Consider the following 12,671-nt stretch of genomic DNA (forward strand, 5'->3'; position numbering starts at 1 on the left):
CAGGCCGCGTGTTATTGCTTGTACATGGGGTCGTGCCCCTCGTATTTGAGCCACTTGAAGGAAGCGGTGTTGGTGGTTGGCTGCCCCGCCGACGTGCCGTACAGCCCGAACATGCACCCGATAAACCCGCCCGCGGTCTGCGTGCTCAGAAAACGCGCGTCTACTTTGTCTTTCAACACAGCATAGGTTTTGCCATCTTCCGAAAAGCGGAAGCTGTACGTGTCGCCGTCGGCATTGATGCGCAGCCGCACCTTGGCGGCGGCCGCTTTTAGCGGCGCTTTGGCCAATAGTTCCAGGTTCTTGGGCTCGGGCGTGCTTTTCCACAGCTGTAGCACGGGCTTCCCTTTTTCCACTGACTTGCAGAGGTAGTAGAAGTGCTTTTCGTCTTGAAATACCACCAGGCCCGCGGTTTCGTTTTCTGCCTTGGCCGAAAAGGCCAGCTCCGTTTCAGCGCTGCCATACATATGCTGCTGGCGCTTGCCAACGAAGGCAGGGTTGCCGAGCTCTGCGCACGTTTCCGGCTTCAGCTTCAGGGTGAGGCCGTTGGCGCTGCTCAAGGAGAAGTTGGCGCTGTCGACCGTGCGCATGAAGAGCAGCGCGGGGTCTAGCTGCTTCTCAAAAGTGAGCGTGTAGCTGAAGTTGCCGCTCTGCGGCCGGGCGCCGGGCTGCTTTACCTCGGCGTAGTTGGCCTTATAACGGTACTGCACGCCGTTGGCTCCGGGATCCGTGATGGGCCACTCATCTTTCCACACCACGGGCACAATGAAGGTTTCGCGCCCGGTATTGTAGTAGTTGCCCTCGTAGGGCCGCACAGCCAGAAAAATGGCGTAGGTCTTATCATCAGGCCCTTCCACAAACTGCGCGTGCCCGGCTGAGGTGATGGGGTCTTGGCGGTCTTTAGGCAACTCGCGCTGCGAGAGAATGGGGTTTTTCTCGTAGGGCACAAACGGCCCCAAGGGCGCCTTGCTGCGGAACACCACTTCGGTGTGGTTGACCGAGGTGCCGCCTTCGGCCGCGTAGAGGTAGTACCAATCGCCTCGCTTCATCAGGTGCGGCCCCTCGATCCAAACGGGTTTTTTGCTCAGGTCTACTCCCCCGTTCACCACGATCTTGGCCTCGCCCACGGTCTGCAGCGTTTGCGGATTCAGCTCGATGATCTTGATGGAGCGGTGGCCGTCGTAGAGCGGCTTGTTGTCGGGCGGGTCGCTGTTGTAGATGACGTAGGCCTTGGTGCCCTCAAAATACAGCGAGGGATCGATGCCTTTTACCTCCGGCAAGAAAATCGGGTCGCTCCACGGGCCCGCGGGGTTTTTGGCCGTTACCACGAAGTTGCCTTTGTGGTCGATGAGTGTGCACGTGACGTAGAAAGTGCCGTTGTGATGCTCAATGGCTGGGGCAAACAGGCCCCGCGTCATGCGGTCGCCCAGGAAGTTCATCTGCGAGGGTCGGCTGATGACGTTGCCAATCTGCTTCCAGTTTTTCAGGTCTTTGCTGTGCATGACCGGAATGCCCGGAAAGTAAGAAAAGGTGGAATTCACCAGGTAGTAGTCCGCGCCGACCTTCACAATGCTAGGGTCTGGGTAGAAACCTGTTAGAATCGGATTGACTAACTCAATCGATTGTGCGCGTACTACAAAGCATTGTAGCAAGAAGATTACCAGGAAGCGGAATGGTCTCATGTGCAGGAGGAGGCTGGTGGGGCTGTAAGATTCTGTAATTTTTTCAAAGAAGTGGCTTGTGCCACCCAAGACTGGGTAAGCAAGAAAAGAGTTAATTCGTAAACACCTAATAGTCAATCACTTGCATACTTTTGGTGTGCTAGCGTTTTGGTGCGGTGGAAAACGTAAGCTTTTCATTTCCAAGCAATTAGATACCTCGCGGGTTATTTATGCTGCGGTTTTAGTTCGTCGGGACTGCCTTTGGTGAAGGTGCTGAACTGCTCCCGCGAGGGCGTTTCGAACAGGTCTTTCACCACTTGCAGGTCAACGGCTGCTGCCGGGTTGAAGCGTGCCGACTGTGCGTAGCGCAGCAGGCTGTAGTATAGCTGACGGGCCGCCGGGCGCTGGGCATCGTCTGTTGGGGCGAGGTTGGCGCTGGACACAAGCAGGCGACCAGGGCCTACCCTAGCCTCCAGCACCAGGGCGAGGCGGCGGTTCAAAAACCAAGTGTCAATGGGCTGCACAATGGGCCGAAAGCCCGCAGGAAAGTCTTCCAAGTGCATCACCTGGGCTTGGTTGACGATTTCCCACCACTGTAAGTCGCTGTGCGCCTCCGTGGGGAAGTCCGCCAGGGCGGGGTGCGCCGGATCGACCACAAAACCGGTGACATGGGGCGGGCGCATCTTAAACCACGACGTGTTCCAGAACACGGGCGTGAAGCTCATCGCTACCTCCTTGCCCTTCACCACCTGACCCGCAGCATTGAGCAGCACCCGGCCGCCTTGGGCCAGCACTTGCTGGGCTTTGGCGTCGAGGCGGGTGCAACAGTACACCTCGCTTGGAAGGAGCGCCGGCAGCCGGGCCGGGTACACCCAGAAGTTCCAGTCATTGGCAATGGCGGTACCGGGGGCGGCAATTGCCAGCGTAAGCTGGGTGGCTTTCGTGATGCGGCCCAGCGGCAAGCGCACGGTGCCCAGCGGCGTGTTGGTGCCCGTGGGCACGGCAGCCGGCGCGAATTGACCTTGGGCTACGAAGGAGCCATCGGGCGCCTTCACTGTCCAAGTGAACGTGGTTTGGGGCAAATCTTCAGGGCCGTAGTGGTAGAGTTCGGTGGCCGCCTCAAACGTTTCGTCGCTGGTAAATACAAACTTAGGCAACCGGGCCAGCGGCACCGTGGGCTGGCAGAAGCGCCGGTACTGCGCCGCCGCCGCGTAGCCTTTCTCCCGAAAGAACGGGTTGAGCACGCCAACCAGCGCCGTGCCCTGCCCCGGAAAATCTTGAAGCCCAAGCAGTTGAAACCCCGCTAAGCCCGGCGTGCGCAGGGTCGCCTCAATTTCGCTTTTATAGCATAACAGCTGCAGCTTGCCCGATGCCTGCAAAAATGCCTCGGCTTGGTCGCCCATGCCGCGGTCGGCGAGGTCTTCGCGGAACAGCTCCAGGTTGCGGGCTTTGTACACGCCGGTGTACTGGCTTATTTCCTTGAAATCGGGGAACACGCACCATTGGCCCATCTCGTGGGTCACGTAGGGCATCGGGAACTTCTCAATAGCGGCGCGGTAGTCGAAGGTGCTGTTGGGACGGTCTTTGGCCCAAGGCAGCCCCCGCGCCCCCGACTTGATCATGTATTCGTTTTCGGGGACCAAGGGCCAACTCATGGCCACGGATGCCCCCGTATAAACGCGGCGCGAATCGCGTGACTGCCAAAACTTTACGAAATCAGCCAGGTACTTGGCCTGGTTACGGCCGGCCGGCTCGTTGCCCGCCGACAGCATGCAGTACGAAGCATGATTGCCGTAGGCCGCCGCCATGCGCGTGGTCTCGTCGTAGATAAATTGGTCGACGGGGCGTCCGTCGCCCAGGGAGGTGCCGTGGTTAGGCCAGCTCGGCCCCTCGGGCTGCAGATAAAACCCCAGCTGGTCAGCCGCAGTGAATGCCGCTTCGGGTGGGCACCACGAATGAAAGCGGACGTGGTTGAAACCGTAGTTTTTCAGCACTTGCAGCACCCGCGTCCAGGCGGGCACGTCCATGGCCGGATAGCCCGTCAGCGGGAACTCACCGTTGTGCAAGTCGCCGCGCAGGAATATGGGCCGGCCATTGACCACCAACCGGTTGCCCACGGCCTTGATTTCGCGCATCCCGAAAGAAACCTGCTGCTCGTCGGCTGTACCTTTTTTCGGCCGGAGCGCGGCGGTGAGTCGGTAGAGAGCCGGGTGAAACTCATCCCAGAGCTGTACCGCCTCACCCATGGGCAGCGTGAGTCCTAGGCTTGTTTCGCCGGGCTTGGCTACGAAATCTGTCTGCACTGGAGCTACTTGGTGAGCCGTGGCGCTGTTGTACGCCTGCGCGGCGAGCTGCACGCTACTCCGGAGCGACTTGGCAGTGGTGTTTTGCACTACTAGCTTCACCCGCGCCGCGCGGTGGGCTACATCCGGGTACACCTGCACGCTTTGCAAGAAGACCGGCGGTCCGGCCTGCAGCTCCAACCGGCCAATCAGCCCGTTCCAGTTGCCTTGGATGTGGTCGGATACGCTGTGCGAGTCGGGACCTACGTTCAAGGTTTCCAGGCGGTTATCGACGCGCACGGTAAGCGTGTGCGGGCCTGGTGACAAGACCTTGGTCAGCTCGTACAGGTGCGGAGCCACCAGCGACACCTGCTGCCCCACCTCGGCGTTGTCCACCCACACGCGGGTGGCGTAGTGGGCGCGCTCTAGGAACAGCAGAAGCCGCCGCCCGCGCCAGGCGGCGGGAATGTCGACTGTTTTCTGATACCAGGCCGGCCCGACGTAGTACGTGTTGGGGGTGAGCCAGAATGGAACCTTGAAGTTGTCGGGCCGACGGTACTTGGCCATGCGCGGATTGTAGAACCACGAGCTGTCGTAGATGGTGGCCGTCCACTTAGTTCGCAACGAGACCGGGTCGCCCAAGCCATTCTCGGCCAGCGAACCCGGCAAGCGCACGGTTTGGGGCAGGCTAGTGGCAAACCAGCGGGCCGTAATTCCCGCATCCTCGGGGTCGAGCCGGCAGTGCCACTCGCCCGCCAGCGGCAGCACGTCGGCGGCCTTCAGCGGCCCCGATAAAACGCCAAACCAGAAGAAGAAACCAAGCTTGGCAACAAGGCGCATAAGTGGGAAACGCAAGGCTACCCGGTAGTTTTCACCCCGTGAGCGTAACGCGGAATGGCTACTACGCTGCATAAATCACTTGCCTGTTCACTGTCTGACAAACCGGTTCGGCACCCGTTCTCCAAGTAAATGGGCGCATCCTTACACAAGATAAACCCTTCACCATCAATGACTTGCCTGACCTATCGACTACCAGGCTGCGGACGCGCCAGGGGGCGCCAACGTAATTGTTTCTTGTACTCATAGCCTTGCTTTTCTTCCCCGTTAATTAGCAAAACGCCCCGCTTTACAGCTAATAAAGCGGGGCGTTTGCATCAAATAACTCAAGATTGCCAGGCTACCCAGAGCGGCAACGAAGGCATCAGGAATTAATACCCAGGATTCTGCGGCAGGTTCCAGGCCTGCACCTCGGTCAGCGGGATGGGCAGCAGCGGCGTAGGGTTCACCGATGTTTCTTTCGTTACGCGTGCAAGCGCTCGAGTCCGGACTTCAGCAGGCAATAGCGTCATGTACCGTCCGGTCCGAATCAAATCCCAGAGGCGCAGCGACTCTTCGCCAAACTCCACCCGGCGCTCGTGCCAGATGGCGTTCAGCAAAGCAGGGCCCGAGAGGCTGGTGGAAAGGTCGGGCAAGGTGCCGGCTGGGGTATTGGCCGGCTCGTACGCCAAGGACCCCACCGTGGTGCCCGGAGGCCGCGTGGAGGTACGGGCGCGCTGCCGCACCTGATTGACCAAGGCAACGGCTTCGGCATTTTTGCTGGTCTGCGCAGCGGCTTCGGCTTTCATCAGCAGGATGTCGGCGTAGCGCATCTTGCGGATATTCTGCGGTCCGGACGCAGTGTTGTTGGGAGCAATAATCGCCACTTTACGGCTCAGATATCCCGTCTCATTCTCCGTCATGTCGATCACGTTCTTAATGCCCAATACAACGTCGCCGTTTTTGATGACCGTACATTCTAGGCGTGGATCGTTGGGTTCAAATTCATTTACCAGGTTCTGGGTAGGGTTGTTGAAGCCGTACCCAAAGGTTTTGCGGTTGTTCTGAAAAATGTTGTTTGTCGTGCCCGTCATGATGGGGCCATAGCCATCATTGGACGTAGCAAACTGAATCTCAAAGATGGATTCGCTGCTGTTTTCGCCAATCGTCTGGTGAATCTGGGCGTAGTTGGGCAACAAGCTATACTTCCCCGAAGTGATAACGGTATTGGTCAGATCGTACACCTCCTGCCACGTATGGTTGTTGCCATTGACCGTACCGAGCTGGTACATAATTGCCCGGGCCAGATAGCCATTGGCTGCCCCCTTGGTTGCGCGCCCTAAGTCGGCGGCGGCGTAGCCGTCTTTTTCGGGCAGCATCGTGGCGGCCGCTTTCAGATCTTTCTCCAGGAAGGCATACGTTTCCGCAATGCTGGCGCGGGTGACGTTAGCAGCATCCTTCGGCGAAACCGTTTTGTCAAACAGCGGCACCCCGCCAAAGGACTTTACCAAATTGAAGTAGAAATACGCCCGCAAAAATAAGGCTTCGCCTTTCAGGCGCGTTTTCAGGGCTGCGTCGATCGTGCCGGCATCGATGTTGTTGATCACGGAGTTGGCACGGGCAATTCCGGTAAAGCTATGCACCCACAGCGTCGTAACAGGCGGGTTAGAGGGAGGAATGTTCCAGGTTTTGAGCTCCGTAAGGGTGGGGAAGTCGCTGGGTGAGCTGCCCTTCGCGGCGTCGTCGCTCATCACGTCGCCGAACATCCACTCATACGTTTGGGGCACAAATTGACCGTTCGGGTCGCCCCACTTCGGACCCTGGTCCCAAGAGGCGACGTCATAAATGGCGTTTACCGCTTGCACGGCATTCAGGGGGTCCCGGAACAGGGTATCTTGGGTGGTGGTCCCTAGGGGCTCTTTATCCAGAAAGCTTTTGCATCCTTGCGAAAGGGTGGCCAGCACTGTAAAGGCTATGAGGCGAGCTGCGTGGGCAGTTTTCATCTTACGCGGTTATGAAGGAGTATTAAAATTGAACGTTGAAGCCCAGGCGGTACGTGCGGGCTTGGGGGTAGTTGCCGTAGTCGACGCCGTAGGCCAAGGGGTTGTTGTAGTAGCCAGCCGAGGAAATTTCGGGGTCAAAACCACGGTATTTGGTAATGGTAAACAGGTTGTCCACGGAAGCAAAAATCCGGAATCCGTTGATCGAGAACCTCGACAGTAGGTCTTTTGACAGCGAGTAGCCCAATTCCATGTTGCGCGCACGCAGGTAGCTGGCGTTCTCCACATACCGGCTGCTGAACTGGTCGTTGCCGTTGGTATCGTTCGACGTTACGCGGGGCTCGTTGCTGTTGGGGTTGCTGGGCGTCCAGCGGTCCATGCGCGAGGCGTAGAAATTGCTCCAGGCACCCACGAAATTACTGGACTTCAACAGGTTGAATGCCACCCCGTTCACGGCTTCTACTCCCTGTACACCGTAGAGCAAGAGCTTGAAGTCGAAGTTGCTGTACGATAGGTTTACCGACGCCCCGTAGCTAAAGTTCGGGGTGGCGCTGCCCAAGTACTTGCGGTCGAGGGAGGTAATGGCGCCGTCCCCGTTCACGTCCTGATACTTCACGTCGCCGAGTTTGGCCCCTGGCTGAATTGGCGTGCCCGAAGCGCCTTTGTAAGCATCGATCTCCTGTTGGGTGTGGAAGACGCCCTGAGCCTGCAAACCGTAGAAGTAGGCAATTTCATGGCCCACGTCTGTAAGGGTGGTGTTGCCGGTTTGCACCAGCACGTTGCCGCTGGAAATGGGGGTAGCTCCGCCCAGATCCGTAACTTCATTGCTGATTTTGGTGAAGTTCACCCCGAGGTTATACTGAAGCTTACCGACCTGATTGCGATAGTTTAAAGCCAACTCCAAGCCCCGGTTGCGGAGCGAGCCTACGTTGGCGCTGGCCGGTGCCTGGCCAACGTAGTCGGGGACGGGCAGCAGGGCAATCATGTCTTTGGTTTTCCGCACGAAGTAATCGGCAGTCAAGGACACCTTGCTGTTGAACAATTCCGCGTCAATGCCAATGTCCGTGGTAACCGCGGTTTCCCACTTCAGGTCTGGGTTGTTGATCTGCGTGATGGCCAGTCCCGGAGCCGCCGTTTCGTTGAACACATAGATCTGGTTGCCGCGGGCCACCGAAGCGTACCCGTAATTAGGCGCCGCGTTCTGGTTGCCCACAGCGCCATAGCTGCCCCGGAGTTTCAGTAACGATATGGCAGTCAAGCCTTTAAGAAACTCCTCGTTGGAGACGTTCCAGGCGGCTCCCACGGAAGGAAATACGCCCGTGCGAACATCCTTCAAGAACTTCGAGGTTTGGTCAAAGCGCAGGGTACCCGTCACCAGGTATTTGTCGCGGAAGTTATAGTTAGCCCGGCCGAAGTACGACAACAGACCCGAATCGAACTGCGAGCTGCGCACCGCGTTGTTGGCACTGCGATTGGCAGAGATGAACTGCAAAGTGGCTTCCGCCGGAACGTTATAGGCTGTGACCCCGATGCTGTTGCCGTAGCCCCGCTGTGCCTCCTGGCCTAGGGTAGCCGAGATAGAACTGTTGTCGCCGAAGGTTTTGGTGTAGTTGGCGTAGTTCGACCACACCCACGAGACGTTTTCGCTGCGGGTTTCGAGCAGGGCACTTTGCGCGCGCTGGTCTACTGGCCCCAGGTAATACTGCGGCTGGTACGCCTTCGGGTGGCCGTTGTTGTAGTTGATGCCAAACGTTGAACGGAACGACAGGCCTTTTGCCAAAGTAATATCGAGATACCCCGTAGAGAAAAGGTTGTTGTTCTGCGTCTTGTTGTATTTCTGCTCGTCGAGGTAGCGTGCTACGTTGGGCGTGTTGGGCGTAATGTCGTCGTAGGTAAAATCGCCCGATGGCAACACGGGCGTCCAAATCGGGTTGGCTTGGGTGGCATATTGCAGCGCCGTAAAAAGGCCCGTGCTGGCGCCGTCAGCCCCGCCCGTCAGATCGGAATGGGTGAAGGTGCCCGAGAAGCCCGCCTTGATGCGGTCGGTCAGCACTACGTCGTCGTTGAGGCGGATGCTGTACTTTTTCAGGCCCGAATTCAAGATGATACCGTCCTGCTGAAAGTAGTTGCCGCTCACCAAGTACCGGTTCTGCTCGGTGCCGCCCGAGGCGGAGAGGCTATAGTTGGTAATCAGGCCCCGCTGCGTGACCAAATCTTGGAAGTTGGTGCCGGTCGCCCCACTTTGGATGGCGCTTTGTAGCCGGGCAGCGTAGTTGGCAGGCACCGGAGTACCGCCGTTGGCATACGCTTCTGTAACCAGCGTCGCGTATTGCGAGGCGTTGGCCAGGTCCAGCGTACGCTGAATCTCTTGGAAGCCCGTGTAGCCGGTCAGGTTAAATTGGGTTTTGCCAGCTTTCCCGTGCTTGGTGGTGATGAGCACTACGCCGTTGGCACCACGAGAGCCGTAAATGGCTGTGGCGGAGGCATCTTTCAGTATCTCCGTCGACTCGATGTCGGTGGGCAGCAGAAAGCTGATGTCCCCGGTCTGAACGCCGTCCACCACGTACAGCGGATCGCTGTTGTTGATCGTGCCCACCCCGCGCACCCGGATGCGCGTACCCGAGCCGGGCTGACCGCTATTGGCAGTAACCTCTACGCCGGCAACACGGCCCTGCAAGGCTTGCACGGGGTCGGCAGTTGCAACCTGCGTCAGTTGGGCTGAGCTCACCGAGGCGACGGCACCCGTGAGGTCGCTTTTGCGGGCCGTGCCGTAGCCAATGACCACTACCTCGTTTAGGGCCTGTACATCTTCTGCCAGCGTTACGGTCAGGTTGCCGGCGGCTCCGGTCACGGGCACTTCTTTGCGCACGAAGCCTACGTAGCTGAATACCAACACGCTATTCTCGGGGGCTTGCAGCGAGAAGCTGCCGTCAGCAGCCGTCCCCGTCCCGTTTGAAGTGCCTTTCACTACTACGGTTACCCCTGGTAACCCAGTGCCTTTTGCGTCCACTACCCGCCCTGAAACAGGGATATCCTGCCTATCGGAATCGTTTGCATCGGAATCGATTGCGGAAGCGGACTTAGAAGGGGCACGCAATACGACGCGGTCGTTGTTTACCTCGTATTGAATTTTTAGCGGCGATAAAACTTCATCCAATACCGCCGATAAAGATTCTTCTTGGGCGTGCAACGATACTTTGCGCTCGGCGCCAACAAGCTGTTGGCTGTACACGAAGCGGATATCGGCTTGTTTGGCAATTTGAGCCAGCGTTTCCTTGATGGTCTTCGCTTCAACCTGGAGCGTAATTTTTCGATCCAATACGTTCTGAGCCAGACCCGGATGTGCTGTGGCCACACTGGCCAGCAAGCAAAACATGAGGGCTTGCAGCAAAAACACCCGGATGGGATGCCTTAGTGTGGGGGTGAGGTGTACCAAGTTTTTCATGGGAGGTTTGGAAGTTGTGGTGGGGACTAAAGGCAAAAGAATCACTACTATTTAAATGCAACTAACTGATATCCAGATACTTATATTTAAGAAATCTTTGTTTGATCCATCAGACCGTTGAGGTTAAACTGCCTGCAGCAGCTTAGCTACCCGGTTCTGGCTGGCAACCGTTGCTGTGGATGATTATCTGCGCTTCCGAAAGGCTGTAATAGGCACCTAACGACTTGCACAACAAGCCCAGCTTCTCGAACAAAGGCTCATCGTAGAAGGTGATGCTGACCGTGCAGCCCGCGAGCTTTGCCTGGTCGTAGACGATGTCGACGCCATAAGCCTTCTCCAGCGCTGTGAGCACTTCGGCTACGGGCCGTTCCTCAAACTCGAAAGATTGGGGGGCTAGCACCACCGGCTTGTCGACTAACTCCTTCTTTAAGTGATGCTTAGCAACCGAATACACCACTTGCTGATTGGGCAGCAACAGCACGCCAGCAGCGGCCGGATTAGCAGGCGTGGCATCTAGCCGAGCGTTTTTGCGGGGCTGCACGGCCACCTTTCCTTCTTGCACCGCTACGGAGGCTTCTTTGCTTCCGCTGTAGGCTTTCACCCTGAAACTGGTGCCCAATACCGTTGTGACCACTTGCTTTGTGAATACCAGAAATGGCCGGGCACGATTCTTACTGACCTTGAAGAAGGCTTCGCCTTCCAAGTACACTTCTCTTCTGGGCCCCCCAAAAGCCGTGGCGTAGCGCAGGCTGCTGCCGGGATGCAGCGTAATGTGGCTTCCATCGGGCAATTGGAAGGCTTGTACTTGCTGCGTCGTATTGTAGCGGCGCGTCCAGCCGTGATGCGAGGCTACTGCCGAGCCGGAAGATGGGGCTTGCAAACGCTTTGCGTAAGGCAGCAACACACCAAGGCCTAACGCAAACAGCACCAAGGCAGCAGCCCATTGAAAACCAGCAGTTTGCCAGAAAGCCGCCGGATGCCGCAACAGCCGGGGCTTGGCTTCGGCATCCACTTGGGTTTGCTTGAGTCGCTGCCAAATGGCGTCTTCCACGGCCTCCTGGTTTTGGCTCTGCAACGCTTTTCCCTCGAAGTCATCGAGACGGTCGTACCAGTGCTCTACCAACACCCGCTCTTCGGGCGTACAGCGGCCATCGAGGTAGCGTTGGAGTAAATTGTGGAATTCGGCTTCCGTCACGGCAAGAGTATTTGGGGGCTACTGTACAAGTCAACGAACTTGCCCCTACCCCTAAACTCACCGCAACTTTTTTTCGAAATGTAAAATCAGCAGCATGTTATCAATTTACTAACATGCTGATTAATAACGCGTTGTACTATTTTAAAAACAAAAGGAAAGGTATGACAATCAGCAGAAAGTCACGCAGATAGTTCTTCAGCAATTTGAGGGCCTTGGTCAAATGGTACTCAACGGTCTTTTCCGATAAGTTTACGAGCACTGAAATCTCTTGCACGGAGTGGTGTTCCAATCGGCTAAGCTCAAACACCTCACGCGATTTTTCGGGCAGCTTCCGCACGCCGGCCATCAGGGCCTCCTGCAAATCATGCAGAGCCAACAAATCTTCCGTATCGGTGGTAGTCTCGGGTGTGCTAAGGCGGCAATAAAGCTCATAACCCGCCTTCAGTTTTTCCGCCTTGATGTAGTTGATAATTCGGTACCGAATCGCTGAGAACAGATAGGGTTGCAGCTCCTCAATGTGGTGGGTAGCGCGGCGACTCCAGAGGGTGGCGAACAACTCCTGCACGAGCTCTTCCGCTACTTCCCTACTCCTGAGCTTCTGGTATGCGACGGTAAAAAGGCGAAAGCAGTAGCGCTTGTAAATCTCTGCGAAGGCAGCTTCATCTTCTGCTTGTAAAGCATTCAGCAGCTCGGCATCCGTGAAGGAAACATACATGCGAAAAGAAGAATAAGTCACAGAATAGCAGCTGATAAGGAAAGGCTAACAGCGAATGTACAATTAAACACTAAGTTATTGCTACCAAAATATCGGCCCTTTTTTAGGGTAAACCACTCAAGCTGGACATTGAAGCCACCAGTTGGTCGTGTTGCCGTTGTTGAGGAAACGTCGCCGTTGCCGCGTTCAGTCGTCCTTAACCCGGAGGATGTGTAACACGCTTCGGGGAGAACCGCACGCTATAACGGCAGGCTTGCAACAGGCTACTTGCTGTACATGTTCTGCAGAAAAGGCAGGACACGGTTGCGGAAAGTAAAGTACCTCACCTAAGCGACCGCACTTTCTTATGGATACCTAGCGGGTATTAAAAATGTGGCCGGGCCGCGTTAAGCCATTCCTCCTCTAGGCCAGCAGAGGCATTCTTTCGGGCACATGTCCCCTCTACCGTCGGCACCCCGAGAGTACGGCCCGCTTTTCGCCGGCTATGGAGCGTTACTTATTTACTCGGCGCTGACATTTTAAAAGCGCAGGCGCGCCGGCAACAATCGGACTCTGGACAG

At 57.0% G+C, this 12,671-nt stretch carries 6 protein-coding genes; all 6 read right to left on the reverse strand.

Annotated elements, in window-relative coordinates; all coding sequences use genetic code 11:
- Positions 1–11: 11 nt before the first annotated feature.
- The 6 genes from H9I52_RS14605 to H9I52_RS14630 all read right to left on the reverse strand — a co-directional run bounded on the left by H9I52_RS14605 (position 12) and on the right by H9I52_RS14630 (position 12,132).
- The gene (locus H9I52_RS14605) at positions 12–1,679 is read right to left on the reverse strand and encodes a glycoside hydrolase family 43 protein (RefSeq protein ID WP_187454438.1); all 1,668 of its coding nucleotides are present in this window, start codon (positions 1,677–1,679) and stop codon (positions 12–14) included.
- Positions 1,680–1,882: 203 nt separating this feature from the next.
- On the reverse strand, positions 1,883–4,780 hold the full coding sequence (locus H9I52_RS14610) for a sugar-binding domain-containing protein (protein ID WP_187454439.1): 2,898 nt from the start codon (positions 4,778–4,780) through the stop codon (positions 1,883–1,885).
- Between the two features lie 368 nt (positions 4,781–5,148).
- Positions 5,149–6,759, reverse strand: coding sequence for a RagB/SusD family nutrient uptake outer membrane protein (locus H9I52_RS14615; RefSeq protein WP_187454440.1), 1,611 nt, complete (start codon positions 6,757–6,759; stop codon positions 5,149–5,151).
- A gap of 22 nt (positions 6,760–6,781) precedes the next feature.
- The gene (locus H9I52_RS14620) at positions 6,782–10,201 is read right to left on the reverse strand and encodes a TonB-dependent receptor (RefSeq protein ID WP_187454441.1); all 3,420 of its coding nucleotides are present in this window, start codon (positions 10,199–10,201) and stop codon (positions 6,782–6,784) included.
- Between the two features lie 142 nt (positions 10,202–10,343).
- Positions 10,344–11,396: a FecR family protein gene (locus H9I52_RS14625; protein ID WP_187454442.1), complete on the reverse strand. Its 1,053-nt coding sequence runs from the start codon at positions 11,394–11,396 to the stop codon at positions 10,344–10,346.
- Positions 11,397–11,532: 136 nt separating this feature from the next.
- Positions 11,533–12,132 carry an RNA polymerase sigma-70 factor gene (locus H9I52_RS14630; protein WP_187454443.1) on the reverse strand — a complete coding sequence of 200 codons (600 nt, stop codon included), beginning with the start codon at positions 12,130–12,132 and terminating at the stop codon, positions 11,533–11,535.
- Positions 12,133–12,671: the final 539 nt, after the last annotated feature.

The organism is Hymenobacter sp. BT491, assembly GCF_014349165.1.
In the GTDB taxonomy this organism is placed as follows: Bacteria; Bacteroidota; Bacteroidia; order Cytophagales; family Hymenobacteraceae; genus Hymenobacter; species Hymenobacter jejuensis.